Source organism: Bacteroides sp. NGMCC 1.200775, assembly GCF_040798045.1.
GTDB lineage: Bacteria > Bacteroidota > Bacteroidia > Bacteroidales > Bacteroidaceae > Bacteroides > Bacteroides hominis.
This window is the reverse complement of sequence record NZ_JASCQK010000004.1, coordinates 77,778-94,428: the sequence shown is the minus strand read 5'-3', so window position 1 is coordinate 94,428 and position 16,651 is coordinate 77,778. Positions and strand designations below refer to the sequence as shown.

The 16,651-nt window shown below is 49.0% G+C and carries 10 protein-coding genes; 9 read left to right on the top strand and 1 reads right to left on the bottom strand.

All coding sequences use genetic code 11. The features are described 5' to 3' along the window. Nucleotides 1–13 precede the first annotated feature (13 nt). Nucleotides 14–259 (bottom strand): DUF4248 domain-containing protein, encoded by a 246-nt coding sequence (locus QK890_RS12150; protein WP_005807688.1) that lies wholly within the window; start codon nt 257–259, stop codon nt 14–16. A gap of 372 nt (nt 260–631) precedes the next feature. Here QK890_RS12150 and QK890_RS12145 point away from each other — a divergent pair, with 372 nt between their 5' ends. The 9 genes from QK890_RS12145 to purL all read left to right on the top strand — a co-directional run bounded on the left by QK890_RS12145 (nt 632) and on the right by purL (nt 16,554). After that, on the top strand, nt 632–1,111 hold the full coding sequence (locus QK890_RS12145; protein ID WP_227559558.1) for an HU family DNA-binding protein: 480 nt from the start codon (nt 632–634) through the stop codon (nt 1,109–1,111). A 28-nt stretch (nt 1,112–1,139) separates the two neighbouring features. Next, nucleotides 1,140–1,235, top strand: coding sequence for a smalltalk protein (locus tag QK890_RS12140; RefSeq protein ID WP_005807693.1), 96 nt, complete (start codon nt 1,140–1,142; stop codon nt 1,233–1,235). Between the two features lie 141 nt (nt 1,236–1,376). Beyond that, nucleotides 1,377–3,692 carry a family 65 glycosyl hydrolase domain-containing protein gene (locus QK890_RS12135; RefSeq protein WP_005780672.1) on the top strand — a complete coding sequence of 772 codons (2,316 nt, stop codon included), beginning with the start codon at nt 1,377–1,379 and terminating at the stop codon, nt 3,690–3,692. Between the two features lie 277 nt (nt 3,693–3,969). Further along, nucleotides 3,970–5,022 carry an efflux RND transporter periplasmic adaptor subunit gene (locus QK890_RS12130; RefSeq protein WP_367627356.1) on the top strand — a complete coding sequence of 351 codons (1,053 nt, stop codon included), beginning with the start codon at nt 3,970–3,972 and terminating at the stop codon, nt 5,020–5,022. A gap of 142 nt (nt 5,023–5,164) precedes the next feature. Beyond that, a complete protein-coding gene (locus QK890_RS12125; protein WP_032530679.1) occupies nt 5,165–8,200 on the top strand; it encodes an efflux RND transporter permease subunit in 3,036 nt (1,011 codons plus the stop codon). A gap of 26 nt (nt 8,201–8,226) precedes the next feature. Beyond that, complete coding sequence (locus tag QK890_RS12120) at nt 8,227–9,501, top strand: TolC family protein (protein ID WP_032530678.1); 1,275 nt, start codon at nt 8,227–8,229, stop codon at nt 9,499–9,501. A 229-nt stretch (nt 9,502–9,730) separates the two neighbouring features. Next, nucleotides 9,731–11,020 carry an LruC domain-containing protein gene (locus QK890_RS12115; RefSeq protein ID WP_367627355.1) on the top strand — a complete coding sequence of 430 codons (1,290 nt, stop codon included), beginning with the start codon at nt 9,731–9,733 and terminating at the stop codon, nt 11,018–11,020. Nucleotides 11,021–11,294: 274 nt separating this feature from the next. Then, nucleotides 11,295–12,611: an LruC domain-containing protein gene (locus QK890_RS12110; protein WP_122200292.1), complete on the top strand. Its 1,317-nt coding sequence runs from the start codon at nt 11,295–11,297 to the stop codon at nt 12,609–12,611. Between the two features lie 238 nt (nt 12,612–12,849). Then, nucleotides 12,850–16,554 carry a phosphoribosylformylglycinamidine synthase gene (gene purL, locus QK890_RS12105; protein WP_367627354.1) on the top strand — a complete coding sequence of 1,235 codons (3,705 nt, stop codon included), beginning with the start codon at nt 12,850–12,852 and terminating at the stop codon, nt 16,552–16,554. Nucleotides 16,555–16,651: the final 97 nt, after the last annotated feature.

Sequence of the window (16,651 nt, the reverse complement as noted above, 5' to 3'; positions counted from 1 at the left end):
CGCCCCGCCATCGTCATCCCGGTTCGCCGATCGCCTCTACGATCAGTTCCACCTGGGCGGGCGTATAGCGCTTGTCTTTAGTACGCAGCCCGGTAGCGGAAAGGGCCTCCGTCAGACCGGGAGACTTGCCGATCCATTTGCGCAATTCGCTTGCGGCACTCTTAGGACTGATTTCGGGCATATAGAGCGAGGCCAGTTCGGACTTGCCATAACTCTTTATCCGGAACTTTTTCTCTGTGGTTTCTGGTTTCTTTTCCATACTGTTTTTTTGAGTTGGGTTCACCACAGAGGACGCAGAGGACACAGAGAATATTTTTCTCTTAAATATCTTAATAAACAAGAATTTAAAACTCTGTGTCCTCCGTGTACTCTGTGGTGAACCGGATTCATTTTTGCTTTGTGACACTTATTGATTCAGAGTACTAAGATACTAAAAAAGCAGTGGACGGGCAAGGCTTCTTGTCCGTTTTTATCTTCAAAAAGGCACTTACGGGACCAAAGAGCCGCCAATGCCCGCATCTTGCCCCGGACAGCCTGTGGGATAAAGCATAAGTACTACCTTTACATCGTAATCAGAAAGGCCTTGATGTATTACAGAAAGAAAACATTTTATGAATCCAAAAAACATTTTATTATGGCAGTACCTGTGATGCGCTATCAGCGCTACAAAGATCTGAGCGACAAATCGTCGCCTCAAAAGTATTATCTGAAACAAGAGCCGGGCAGCTCCAAAACAGCTACCATCGCCTCCATCGCCAAAGAGATAGAAATCACCGGAGCCCTGAGCGCGGAAGACGTGACACACGTCATGCAGGCATTCGTCCGGCAACTGAAAAAGTCGCTGGTGGAGGGAAACAAAGTGAAGGTGGACGGGCTCGGTACGTTCTACATCACGCTGACTTCCGCCGGAACGGAAACGGAAAAAGAGTGTACCGTAAAGGGTATCAGGCGTGTGCATATCCGCTTTGCCGTGGACAACAGTCTGCGACTGGCAAACGACAGCACGGCTACCACCCGCGGAGGAGAGAACAATGTGTCGTTCTACATCAAGAGTGAAACGCCCTCCGGCGACGGAGGCGACGGAGATATTGTAGATGATCCGACGGCATAAAAATGAATATTTTAAAACACACGAAGCAATGAAAAAAACAATCTGGCACAAAGTGCTGAAAGTGGTGATAGCCGTGGCTACTGCCATACTCGGAGCATTGGGAGTCAACGCAATGAATCCTTAGACGATCGATTATCGACATGAATACCCTGCGGGACCCTGTGTCCTCCACGGTAAAAAAAAGACTTTTGATGCACAATGATTGTGCATCAGAAGTTTTTTTTGTATCTTAGGTGCCGATCTAAAAAACACAATCCCAATGACCATGAAAAAATTCCTCAAGGTAGACGAATGGAACATCATAGAAGAAGGTTTTCACGCCGACAACCTTCGCGCTTCGGAAAGTATATTCAGCCTCGGTAACGGACGTTTCGGACAGCGGGGCAATTTTGAAGAGTCCTACAGCAGCGACTCCCTGCAGGGATCATACGTAGCAGGAATCACTTTTCTGGACCGCACCCGTGTGGGATGGTGGAAAAACGGTTACCCGCGATTCTTCTCACGTATACCGAACACTCCGGACTGGAGCGGCATCTACGTGCGCCTGATCGACGAGGAACTGGATCTGGCACACTGGGATGTGGAGAGCTATGAACGCAGGCTGGACATGAAGGCGGGAATCTCGTACCGTGACTTCAGGGTGACTTCGCCCAAAGGCAACACGCTGGAAGTGCACGTAGAGCACATCAACAGCATGGACAACCAGAACCTGTGTCTGATAAAATACAGTGTGACATCGGTGAACTATGAAGGCAAGATCTCGCTGGTACCCTATCTGAACGGCGACGTGAAGCACGAAAGCGCCAATTTCGACGAAAAGATGTGGAACATCCTGCGTGCCGAAACCACCAACGACTACGCTTACCTCTGGGCGCAAACCCGGCGGGAAGATTCACAAATCTGCTGCGCACTGACGTACCGTTTTTTCAGGAACAGCAAGCAGATAAGCGTCAGCCCCATCAAGATAGAAAAAGAAAAACTGACAGGATTCAGCGCCGGAGCGGACGTGAAGCCCGGCGAGAAGGTGACTCTTATCAAGTATACCGCCATCGTGTCGTCGCTGCAATGTGACCGTCAGGAGTTGGTAGAGCGCGCTGTGAACGAAGCCAAAGCAGCCAGGGAGCAGGGATGGGAATCGCTGACGGCAGCCCATAAGGAGCGGTGGGCAAAAATCTGGGAGGAGACGGACGTGGAGATCAAAGGAGACCCGGAAGCACAGCAGGGCATACGGTTCAACATCTTCCAGCTGAACCAGAGCTATCAGGGAGACGACGAGCGGCTGAACATCGGTCCGAAGGGATTCACGGGAGAAAAATACGGCGGCAACACGCAATGGAACACAGAATTGTGCTGTGTGCCCTACTTCCTGCTGTCCACCCCGAGAGAAGTGTGCCGCAAACTGTTGCTCTACCGCTATAACCAGTTGCCCAAAGCCATCGAAAACGCACGTAAACTGGGATTTACCGACGGGGCGGCACTCTATCCGATGGTGACCATCCACGGAGAAGAATGCCACAACGAGTGGGAAATCACTTTCGAAGAGATACACCGCAACAACATCATAGTATATGCCATCATGCAGTATGCCAGGGTGACAGGCAACAAAGAGTACATTGCCCGCTACGGACTGGAGGTGATGATTGCCATCTGCCGGTTCTGGAGCCAGCGGGTATCCTACTCGCAGGCACGGCAAAAATTTGTGCTGTTGGGAGTGACGGGGCCTAACGAATACGAAAACAACGTCAACAACAACTGGTACACCAACTTCTCCTGCGTGCAATGCCTGCAAAGCACCATAGACAGCATCGAGATGGTGGCCCACGAATTTCCGGAAGAGTATGCACGGGTGCGCCGTGTCACCCGCTTCAATTATGCCGAAGAGACTTCGCGCTGGCAGAAGATCATCGACGGAATGTATCTCCCCCGGGACGAACAACAGGGCATCTTCATACAGGATGACGGCTATCCGGACAAGGAGCTGACCACGGTGGACGATATCCCGGCAAACGAACGGCCGATCAACCAATGGTGGTCATGGGACCGTATCCTGCGTTCGTGCTACATCAAGCAGAGCGACGTGCTGTTAGGACTGTTCCTGTATTACGAAAACTTTGACCGTGAAACGATTCTCCGGAACTTCCGGTTCTACGAACCCCGTACCGTACACGAATCATCCCTGTCACCTTTTGTCCACGCCATTCTGGCTGCCTGGATAGGCGACACGGAAGAAGCCTACCGCCTCTTCCTGCATGCCACGCGCCTGGATCTGGACGACTATAATAATGAGGTACACCAAGGGTTGCACATCACAAGCATGGCGGGAAGTTGGCAGGTCATCGTACGCGGATTTGCGGGAATGAAAATACTGGACGGACAGCTCGACTTCAACCCCATCATCCCCCAAGCGTGGGACAGCTATACATTCAAAGTAAATTTCCGTGGATGCACCCTGCAGATGAAAGTCGAAAAACAGGCGATAAAAATCTCTCTTTTAGAAGGATGTGAGTTGAACATCCGTATCTCCGAAGTTGTTTATAACCTGAAAAAGGGTAAAGATTTGACTGTACCGAGGCAGAAATAAAACGGTTTTCAACGATGAACGAGGGCTCACCACAGAGGACACAGAGGACACAGAGAAGATTTTCTCTTAAAATAATCCTATAAACAAGAGATTAAAACTCTGTGTCCTCTGTGTCCTCCGTGGTGAGTTCTCGTTCATCGTCGCCAAGCCTCGCCACACCCGCCTCAGGTTGTTAATAATATTAAATTATCAAACCGGAAAACTGTTTATAGTTTTTCAGTTTCATATCTTTGCCCCCTCAAAATGAGACTAAACAGACTCTTAATCAATGGGAAATATGAGAAAAAACTATGGATGTATCCTCGCAGCACTTATTCTATTAACGGCTTGCGGACAAAAAAAAGAAGACAATGCGGCAACAGTACGCCCCGTAAAGACGGCCAGGGTAGAGTCCCGGTCGGAAATCAGAAAGGACTTTTCGGGCATTGTAGAAGCTGTAGACTATGTGAAACTGGCCTTCCGCGTGAGCGGACAGATCATCAACCTGCCGGTGATAGAAGGACAACGGGTCAAAAAAGGACAACTGATTGCGGCCATCGATCCGCGCGACCTGGCCTTACAGTATGCAGCAGACAAATCGGCTTACGAAACCGCCGCTGCCCAAGTGGAACGTAACAAACGATTATTGGCACGGCAGGCTATCTCGGTACAAGAATATGAAATCAGCGTATCGACTTTCCAACAAAAGAAATCGGCTTACGAACTTTCGAGCAACAATATGCGCGACACCAAACTGACCGCCCCTTTCGACGGGTCTATCGAGAAAAGGTTAGTGGAGAACTATCAGCGCGTGAACTCGGGCGAAGGCATTGTGCAGCTGGTCAACACCAAGAAACTGCGCATCAAGTTCACCATCCCCGATGCTTACCTTTATCTGCTCCGTTCCAAAGACCAACACTTCCGCGTGGAGTTCGATACATACCGCGGACACATCTTCAATGCCAAACTGGAGGAATATCTCGACATCTCGACGGACGGTACGGGTATCCCGGTGACGATCACCATCGACGATCCCGCTTTCGACCATGCCCTGTATGAGGTGAAACCGGGTTTCACGTGCAGCATCCGCTTCTCGGCCGATGTAGGTCCGTTCCTGGAAGAAACCATGACGGTAGTGCCCCTGAGTGCCATTTTCGGTGAAAGCGAAGGAAACAAAACCTACGTGTGGGTACTGAACGGGAATCAGGTAAACCGCCGTGAAGTAACCGTTTACTCTCCGACGGGAGACGCACAGGCCTTTATCTCGAAAGGACTGAAAGCAGGGGAAACGGTTATAATAGCCGGCGTAACACAACTGGTGGAAGGCGAAACGGTGAAGGAACTGAAATAAGAGTGCCCACTCAACGCAATAATTAATTTCACCACAGATTACACGGATTAACACAGATTTTTTAATCTTATTATCAATAATATAAATCATTAATCTGTGAAAATCCGTGTAATCTGTGGTGCACTCAAAACCATATACAATCATGAATTTAGCCAAATATTCATTAGACAATACCAAAGTCATCTACTTCTTTCTGGCTGTATTGCTGATCGGAGGTATCTCCTCTTTCAGCAGCCTGGGCAAGAAGGAAGATGCTCCTTTTGTCATCAAATCGGCCGTCATCATGACGCGCTATCCCGGTGCCGAGCCCGCCGAAGTGGAACGGCTGATCACCGAGCCCATCTCCCGTGAGATACAGAGCATGAGCGGAGTATACAAGATCAAGTCCGAATCCATGTACGGCATTTCCAAAATCACGTTCGAACTGCTCCCCTCGCTACCGGCTTCCTCCATCCCCCAAAAATGGGACGAACTGCGGCGCAAAGTGCTCAACATACAACCCCAATTGCCAAGCGGAGCTTCGGTACCCACAGTATCGGACGACTTCGGTGACGTATTCGGTATCTACTACGGCCTGACAGCCGACGACGGATTCAGCTACGAAGAAATGAGGGACTGGGCCGAACGTATCAAGACACAGGTGGTCACTGCCGACGGGGTGATGAAAGTCGCACTGTTCGGCACACAGACCGAGGTGGTGAATATATTCGTCTCGGTGAACAAGCTGGCAGGCATGGGTATCGATCCCAAACAGCTGGCAAGCCTGCTGCAATCGCAGAACCAGATTATCAACACCGGAGAAATCAGCGCCGGCGAACAACAGTTGCGCATAGTAGCCAACGGTATGTATACCACGGTGGACGACATCCGGAACCAGGTAATCACCACCCGCGCCGGACAGGTAAAACTGGGTGACATCGCCGTCATAGAGAAAGGATACATGGACCCGCCGGGCACCATCATGCGTGTCAATGGCAAACGTGCCATCGGTATCGGCGTATCTACCGACCCGCAACGCGACGTGGTGCTGACGGGTGAGATGGTAGACCAGAAACTGGCCGAACTCCTCCCACTGATGCCTGTGGGACTGAACCTGGAAAGCCTTTATCTTGAAAACGTCATAGCCAAAGAGGCGAACAACGGATTTATCATCAACCTGATTGAGTCGATCCTGATCGTAATTGTCATCATCATGCTGGTGATGGGGATGCGTGCCGGAGTATTGATCGGCTCTTCACTGGTCTTCTCCATCGGAGGTACGCTGCTTATCATGTCCTTCATGGGTGTAGGACTCAACCGTACGTCACTGGCGGGATTTATCATCGCCATGGGTATGCTGGTGGACAACGCCATCGTGGTGACGGACAATGCGCAGATAGCCATCGCCCGCGGAGTGGACCGCCGGAAAGCATTGATCGACGGAGCCACCGGACCACAATGGGGATTGCTGGGAGCCACGTTCATCGCTATCTGCTCGTTCCTGCCGCTTTATCTGGCACCTTCGTCCGTGGCGGAAATCGTGAAGCCGCTTTTCGTCGTACTGGCCATCTCACTGGGATTGAGCTGGGTGCTGGCACTGACACAAACCACCGTATTCGGAAACTTTATCCTGAAAGCCAAGGCCAAAAATGCAGGCAAAGATCCGTACGACAAACCGTTCTACCACAAATTCGAAAAGATACTGAGCGTCCTGATCCGGCGCAAAATTGTGACGTTAGGGTCGATGATCGTGCTCTTCATCGTCTCACTGGTGGTGATGGGAATGATGCCGCAAAACTTCTTCCCGTCACTGGACAAGCCCTACTTCCGCGCCGACGTGTTTTATCCGGACGGATATGGGGTGAACGACGTGGCCCGGGAGATGAAGAAAGTGGAAGCCCATCTGCAAAAACTGCCGGAAGTGAAAAAAGTATCGATCACCTTCGGAAGCACTCCGCTGCGTTACTACCTGGCGTCTACCTCCGTAGGGCCGAAGCCGAACTTTGCCAATGTATTGGTGGAACTGAACGACAGCAAGTATACCAAAGAGTATGAAGAACAGTTCGACGGTTACATGAAAGCCAACTTTCCGAACGCCATCACCCGTACGAGCCTCTTCAAACTGTCGCCGGCTGTGGATGCAGCCATCGAAATCGGTTTCATCGGGCCCAATGTGGACACGCTGGTGGCACTGACCAACCGGGCACTGGAGATCATGCACCGGAACCCTGACCTTATTAATATACGTAACTCGTGGGGAAATAAAATACCCATCTGGAAACCGATCTACAGCCCGGAACGGGCACAACCCCTGGGAGTCTCCCGCCAAGGCATGGCTCAAAGCATCCAGATCGGGACAAACGGCATGACTCTCGGTGAATTCCGCGAAGGAGACCAGGTGCTGCCGATTCTGCTGAAAGGCAACAGTGTGACGGATTCCTTCCGCATCAACGACCTGCGTACATTACCGGTATTCGGCAACGGGCCGGAAACCACCAGCCTGGAGCAGGTAGTGTCGGAGTTCGACTTCCGCTATCGCTTCTCAAATGTGAAGGATTACAACCGCCAGATGGTGATGATGGCGCAATGCGATCCCCGGAGGGGAGTGAATGCCATCGCGGCCTTCAACCAGATATGGTCGCAGGTGCAAAAAGAGATCAAGGTTCCGGAAGGATACACCCTGAAATACTTCGGCGAACAGGAAAGCCAGGTGGAATCGAACGAAGCTCTGGCAAAAAACCTGCCGCTGACCTTCTTCCTGATGTTCACCACCCTGCTGCTGCTGTTTAAAACCTACCGCAAGCCGACGGTAATCTTGCTGATGCTGCCGCTGATATTTATCGGTATCGTACTGGGATTGCTGCTGTTAGGCAAGTCGTTCGACTTCTTCGCCATCCTCGGTTTGCTGGGACTGATCGGTATGAACATCAAAAATGCCATTGTACTGGTGGACCAGATCGACATCGAAAGTCAATCGGGACTCGATCCGCGCGAAGCCGTGATAAAGGCAACCGTCAGCCGTATCGTACCGGTGGCCATGGCTTCGGGTACAACGATCTTAGGTATGCTTCCGTTGCTGTTCGACGCCATGTTCGGCGGAATGGCGGCTACCATCATGGGCGGACTGCTTGTGGCTTCGGCACTGACACTGTTTGTGCTTCCGGTAGCTTATTGCGCCATCCACAGGATTAAGGGATAAAGAAATGAACTAAAATTTAAAAGTATATGATGAAGAATAAACTTATACTTCTGTTTGCATTGGGACTTTGTACACAAGTGCAGGCACAAGCCCCGCATCTGAGCCGTGAGGCATATCGTGATCGTGTGGAAGCTTACAGCCAGGTGCTGAAACAGCAGCATCTGAAATCAATGGCAAGCACGGACGCACGGAAAATAGCCTTTACAGGATTCCTGCCCAAAGTGGACATCTCCGCCGAGGGAACACTGAACCTGAAAGAGATGGACTCCTGGGACGGACCGGCCGGACAATACCGCAACCACACTTATCAAGGGGTATTCGTCGTGTCGCAGCCACTCTATACAGGCGGTGCCCTGCAAGCCCAGAACCGTATAGCCCAAGCTGACGAAAAACTCGATCAGCTGAGCGAAGAGCTGACACGCGACCAGATTCACTATCAGAGTGACGCCTTTTATTGGAACGCCTCTTCAGCCCGTGCCATGCTCGACGCTTCGGCACAATATCAGGAAATCGTAGAGAAACAATATGAAATCATCCAAGACCGTTTTAAAGACGGCGCTATCAGCCGCACCGACCTGCTGATGATTTCGACACGCCGTAAGGAAGCCGAACTTCAATACATCAGCGCACGCCAGAATTATACACTGGCTCTACAGAAACTCAATATCCTGATGGGAGAAGAACCCAACGCTCCCGTAGACAGCCTTTGCTCCATCGGTGTCGTGTGTCCGCCTGTCACCTTGCTCCCACTGGACGATGTACTGCAACGCCGTGCCGACTTTGCCAGCACAGAAGTCAACATCCAGAAAAGCGAGGCGCAACGCAAGGCAGCCCTGAGCCAGTACAATCCGCAAGTAAGCATGTACGTCACCGGCGGATGGGCCACCGCTTCTCCCAACATGGGATATGACGTGAAGTTTACCCCCATCGTAGGCATGAGCGTAAATATCCCCGTGCTACGCTGGGGAGCCAGGTTCAAGACCAACCGGCAACAGAAAGCCTACACGGGTATACAGAAGTTGCAGCAAAGCTACGTAGTAGACCAGATCAACCAGGAACTGGCTGCCGCACTGACCAAGCTGCAGGAAACGGAAGAGCAGGTGAAGACAGCCAAAGAAAATAAAGAGCTGGCAGAAGAAAACCTGGACCTGATCACCTTCTCCTACAACGAAGGAAAAGCAAATATGGTCGACGTACTCTCGGCACAACTTTCGTGGACACAGGCACATACCAGCCTGATTAATGCTTACCTGGCAGAGAAAATGGCAGTGGCAGAATACAGAAAGGTTATCAGCGAATAAACGAAAGCTCTATTTTATACAGACAGAGGCTCTATTCTGAGTGAATAGAGCCTCTGTTTCGTATATACGCAGCCTCTATTCTGCCAAAAGTTGACTATTCCAACCACATATACACATAGAAAATCAACATTTTATATAAAAACAAGACACAAAGTAACACAATATACAACTTTTCATTGTATATTTGCAGTCACAAACGAACAAGTAAATAATCCTAATCACAAAAATAATGAAAACAACGCATTGGATGATGTACACCCTACTGGGAGCAACACTTGCTTTAACAGCATGTGTTGAGGATGACAAAGACCTCTCACAACCCAAAGAACCGGAAAAAACGACAGACCTGGTCATACCGGATGACGCGGACTGGACCACTACAAGGAGTGTCAATCTCTCCATTACTTCGCCCGTGGCAACACGAGTGGCGATTTATACCGACGAATCATGCACCGACGCAAGTTTACTGACAGAACTGCCTGTATCCGAAGTTGCCAAAAACATCCGCCTGGATGTAGCCAAGGCAGACCGGGCATTATACGTACAGTATGCTACAAGCAAAGGGAAAGAAATGATGAACATCCCCCTCAATACGGCTTCTACACGTGCAGAGACCTTAGTCAAACTGCCGGAAAACGTGAGTGGATTTGACACAAACGGAGGAGAGGGTGCATACAGATATCAATGGTATCCCGCAAAAGGAGAAACGGCAACCCTGATGATGGAAGATAACTGGCCCGAAATGGGAGATTATGATTTCAACGATTTCGTTATCTGGTATCATGCGCAAGCGATCTTCTTTGACGGCGGCAACGGAAGCAAAGATTCTTATGATGCAGACGGAGTTGAATTTGAAATCACTTTCCGTGCAATGGGAGGCTATCTGCCTTATCGCCTGGGACTGCAATTAGACCAAACATCTGCCAAATATATCGACGAAGTGATCGAAATAAACGGGAACGACCTTGTTAAGATGGAACTTCAGAATCCCGGAGAAGACGCTCCTGCTATCTTCATATTCACCGGCACCGATCAATTACGGAAACAGAATAACGGCGGAACATTCTATAATACCGAAGCTGACCATCAGATAGCAGCCAATGACCTGGTAACGATTAAATACAGATTAAAGATCAACTGTTTCAACAGCTTAGAAAGAACAAAGGCATTATGGGCGGCGGCAATCTCAGAAAATCAGAACTTCTTCCTCCAGAAAGAAAAGAACGGAGGACGTGAAATTCACCTGAGAGGTTACGAACCGACTGCTTACTACAGCCATTCATACGCCGGTGAAGCCGGAAACAATATGCGCAGTGACATCAAATATTGCAGTACCGACAATTTCGTGTGGGGTATCAAAGTGCCTGTTAAGCTTGCACATCCACGCGAAAAGAAAGATATCATGGAGGTTTACGGCAAGTTCAGAAGCTGGATCACTAATCCGAATCTCTCACCGGACAGTCCGGACTTCAACGAAAACTGGTTCAAATATCTCGATTCATCTCAAGCAATAAAATAAGCCATCAAACATTTCATACCCTAATCCTATTATTCAAATAGGTATTTGTTTGATTTATTTTTCAGCCTGTCCGGTCATTCCCCCCTTGACTGTGGCAGGCTGAAGTTTTTCTTTATTGATTCTCTTCGCACGAATAGACTATCAGACCCTTAAAAGTTGAACATTTCAACCACTTTTGCCACATTCTTTGCGTAATTTGACAATATATACAATAAGTTTGTATCAGGATTCAAACAGAACACACAGCAAACTTACATGAATATACAATAAAATTATGAAAAGAATGAAAACCGCAATGTACACATTAGCAGGACTAATGTGTCTTTTGACATCTTGTGTAGACGACGACAAAGACCTTTCGGTACCACCCACCGGAAACACCACTGACCTGGTTATACCGGATGGTTTCGACTGGTCTACAACACGCACCGTCACCCTTGCGACCAATGCGCCGCATGCCGTTTCCGCTTCCATCTATCTGGACGAAGCATGTTCCGAACAGATAGCAGACCTTGCGATCCCGGAAGGAGACAAGAACACTTCTTTGGAAGTGCCGAGCGCCAATAATGCCATCTGGATCAAATATCCGGTAACCAACGGGGGATACGAAACTCAAAAGATAAGCATCAAGTCAAAAAACCTCACACGAAGTTTAGCGAACCGTTGGGAAGCCGACTGCTTGTTTCCGGATAGAGGAGTATCAGAAGGTGGCTGGCCTACTTCCACTATATATAAACCCGCTAAAAATAAATATGGTACACTTATGTTTGAAGACATGTGGCCTGAATTGGGAGACTATGATTTCAACGACTTCGTGATAAACTATCGGGCACAAACGACTTGGAGCGGATCCTCTGACAGAAAAAATGACTATTTGGATATTACCATCAGCCTGAAGCTACGTGCAATGGGAGGAAGTCTGCCTTATCGTTTCTGCATCCAGTTGCCGGGTAAAGCAACGGACATGAATGGAGATCTCATTGATTCCCCCACAATAACCAAAGATAAGATCACAGATTTTAAAATTGAATCGGCTACTAAAGGTATTGGTGTAGAGTTTCTCGCAAATGCTTCAAGTCCCATATTTGCCTTGACAGGACTTGATAACCTAAAAGGCTCAGACGGAACCCAATTCTACAACACACAAGCAGGTAAATTGATCTCCTCCAGTGCGGAAACACCGACTATCATTTTTTCATTCAAATTGAAAGTGACGTTAGATGATTCTAATTTCATATTCAACAATTTCTCTACCGCATACGACTTTGACTATTTCCTCCAAAACACCGAGAACGGACGTGAAATACACTTCGTCGGATTCAAGCCTACTGAATTATACAAAGGTTATGAAACTGACCGGAAAGAGGCTGGAAAGAACTATTATTGCAATAAAGACGGTTTTGTATGGGCACTGAAAGCACCTGTTGAAATGGGATGGGCAATAGAGAAACAAGATTTACTGAAAGTTTATCCGAAATTTAAGAGCTGGTTGGTGACCGGAGGATATGAGTTGGAAAATAATGTAGAAGAATCTAAATGGTATAATTACCCCCAAATTAGTAGTTTATACATCGATCCCCAAAAACACTAATCCTTCATCTCAATAGTAAAAATTAGTATCGGTTTTCTAAGGATTGCGCGAAAGTTGTTGGCAGAATTCGCCCTCAAGCCGGCAACTTTCAGAATCACAAATCAGATTAGTTTTTGCCTTCAGCCTGCCCGTTGTCTCATTCCACGGCAGGCTGAAGTTTTTTTATTGCATTTCTTTCTCACCACCAACGAATTTGCTTATCTTTGCACGCAAAGAAAACAAAATCGTATATACACACATGATTCTTTTTTTCAGAACCCCTTCCAAGAGCGTGATTGCCGTAGAGAGCAACCACGAACTTAACGCGAACGACAACAACAAACTCTGCTGGCTTTTTGGTGAAGCCGTGCCGGAAAGTGAAGAAAACCTGCAAGGCTGCTTTGTTGGGCCACGACGTGAGATGATTACTCCATGGAGTACCAACGCAGTAGAAATCACCCAGAACATGGGACTCGAAGGTATCAGCCGTATCGAGGAGTATTTCCCTGTAAAAGATGAAAATGCCGACTATGACCCAATGCTGCAACGCATGTACAAAGGTCTCGCCCAAAACGTATTCACGACCAACCGCCAACCGGAAGCCATTATCTATATCGACGATCTGGAAGCCTACAATGAAAAAGAAGGTCTCGCCCTGTCAAAAGAAGAAATGGACTACCTGAAAAAGGTAGAATCGGATCTTGGACGCCGCCTGACTGACTCGGAAGTTTTCGGATTCGCACAAATCAACTCGGAACACTGCCGTCACAAAATCTTTGGCGGAACATTTATCATCGACGGCGTAGAGCAGGAATCGTCCCTCTTCCAGATGATTAAAAAGACTACTCAGGAGAATCCGAACAAAATCATCTCAGCTTACAAAGACAACGTGGCTTTTGCCGAAGGTCCGGTAATTGAACAGTTTGCCCCGGCAGACCACTCCAAACCCGATTTCTTCCGGATAAAAGATATCAAAAGCGTCATTTCGCTGAAAGCGGAAACCCATAACTTCCCCACCACAGTAGAACCTTTCAACGGTGCATCGACAGGTACAGGAGGAGAGATTCGCGACCGTATGGGCGGAGGTAAAGGTTCATGGCCGATTGCCGGAACAGCCGTCTACATGACTTCTTATCCACGCACGGAAGAAGGACGCGAATGGGAAGAAATCCTGCCGGTACGCAAATGGTTATACCAGACTCCGGAACAGATCCTGATCAAAGCTTCCAACGGAGCGAGTGATTTTGGCAACAAGTTCGGCCAACCATTGATCTGCGGTTCGGTACTGACTTTTGAACATACGGAAAACAATGAAACTTATGGTTACGACAAAGTAATCATGCTTGCCGGAGGCGTAGGTTACGGCACACAACGCGACTGCCTGAAAGGACAGCCGGAAGCCGGAAACAAAGTAGTAGTGATCGGCGGTGACAATTACCGTATCGGATTGGGCGGCGGTTCGGTTTCGTCGGTAGATACAGGCCGTTACAGCAGCGGTATCGAACTGAATGCCGTACAGCGCGCCAATGCGGAAATGCAGAAACGCGCCAACAATGTGGTTCGTGCCCTTTGCGAAGAGGACGAAAACCCGGTAGTATCTATCCATGACCACGGTTCGGCCGGACACGTAAACTGCCTCTCCGAACTGGTGGAAGAGTGCGGCGGGCTTATTGACATGAGTAAGCTGCCTATCGGTGACAAAACGTTGTCGGCCAAAGAAATTATAGCAAACGAAAGCCAGGAACGCATGGGACTCCTTATTAAAGAAGAGGCCATCGAACACGTACGCCAAATTGCCGAACGTGAACGCGCTCCGATGTACGTGGTAGGTGAAACGACCGGAGATCATCGTTTTGCTTTCCAGCAAGCCGACGGCGTCCGTCCGTTCGACCTGGCCGTAGACCAGATGTTCGGTTCTTCTCCCAAAACTTACATGATAGACAAGACCGTAGAACGTCACTATACAATGCCGGAATATGAAACATCCAAACTTCACGAATATCTGACCCGGGTGTTGCAGCTGGAAGCCGTGGCTTGTAAAGACTGGCTGACTAATAAAGTGGACCGTTCGGTTACGGGTAAAGTAGCCCGCCAGCAGTGCCAGGGAGAAATCCAGTTGCCTTTGAGCGACTGTGGTGTCGTTGCACTCGACTATCGTGGCGAGAAAGGTATCGCTACTTCTATCGGACATGCTCCGCAGGCCGCACTGGCCGATCCGGCAGCAGGTTCCATCCTTTCCGTATCCGAAGCGCTGACCAATCTGGTATGGGCTCCGCTGGCCGAAGGTTTGGACAGCGTATCACTTTCCGCCAACTGGATGTGGCCTTGCCGCTCTCAGGAAGGGGAAGACGCCCGTTTGTATACAGCCGTTAAAGCACTGAGCGATTTCTGCTGTGCATTGCAGATCAATGTTCCGACCGGAAAGGATTCTTTGTCTATGACTCAGAAGTATCCGAATGGAGAGAAAGTAGTTTCTCCGGGAACGGTAATCGTATCAGCCGGCGGTGAGGTTTCGGACGTGAAGAAAGTGGTTTCTCCCGTCCTTGTCAACAATGCCAAAACTACACTCTACCATATCGACTTCAGTTTCGACAGCCTGAAACTGGGTGGCTCGGCATTTGCGCAGTCATTGGGTAAGGTAGGTGACGAAGTGCCTTGTGTACAGGATGCCGAATACTTCCGCGACGCTTTCCTGGCAGTACAGGAGTTGGTGAACAAAGGACTGATTCTTGCCGGACACGACATTTCGGCAGGTGGTCTGATCACTACGCTGCTTGAAATGTGCTTTGCCAACGTAGAAGGTGGCCTGGAAATCGAACTTGACAAGATGAAGGAAACGGATATCGTGAAGATTCTGTTTGCCGAAAACCCGGGTATCGTTATCCAGATCAGCGACAAGCACAAAGACGAAGTGAAGAAAATCCTCGAAGATGCCGGCGTAGGCTTCATCAAGTTGGGTAAACCGACGGACGAACGTCATATTCTGGTAAACAAGGACGGTGCTACTTACCAATTCGGTATAGACTATATGCGTGATGTGTGGTATTCTTCTTCTTACCTGCTCGACCGCAAACAGTCAATGAACGGATGCGCCAAGAAACGTTTTGAGAACTACAAGATGCAACCGCTTGAATTCGCATTCATGCCGGGCTTCAAAGGCAAACTGTCTCAATACGGCATCACTCCGGAACGTCGTACTCCGAGCGGTATACGTGCCGCCATCATCCGTGAAAAAGGTACGAATGGCGAACGTGAAATGGCATACTCGCTCTATCTGGCAGGTTTCGACGTGAAGGATGTCACCATGACCGACCTTATCAGCGGACGCGAAACACTGGAAGATGTAAATATGATCGTTTACTGCGGAGGGTTCTCTAACTCAGATGTATTGGGTTCTGCCAAGGGATGGGCCGGAGGTTTCTTGTTCAATCCAAGAGCAAAAGAGGCACTCGATAAGTTCTACGCACGTGAAGACACACTGTCATTGGGTATTTGCAACGGTTGTCAGTTGATGATGGAGCTGGGATTGGTAAATCCGGAACACGAGAAGAAAGGAAAAATGCTGCACAATGAATCACATAAGTTCGAATCGACCTTCATCGGAGTCACTATCCCTACCAACCGCAGCGTTATGTTCGGCTCACTGAGCGGCAGCAAACTGGGTATCTGGGTAGCACACGGAGAAGGAAAATTCTCTCTGCCATACGATGAAGACCAATACAACGTAGTAGCCAAATACTCCTACGACGAATATCCGGGCAACCCGAACGGTTCCGATTATTCGATAGCTGCCTTGGCCAGCACAGACGGCCGCCATCTGGCAATGATGCCTCACCTGGAGCGTGCCATCTTCCCATGGCAAAACGCCAATTATCCTGCCGACCGCGTACACAGCGATCAGGTAACTCCATGGATTGAAGCTTTCGTAAATGCACGTAAGTGGATCGAAGAAAAGACTAAATAACAGGATATGCAACAATAAAGAAGGGCGGGTCTCAAAGTGAGGTCCGCCCTTTTTCGTCATTCAGCGTCCGTAACAAATCCTTTCGTAAAGTTTGCAC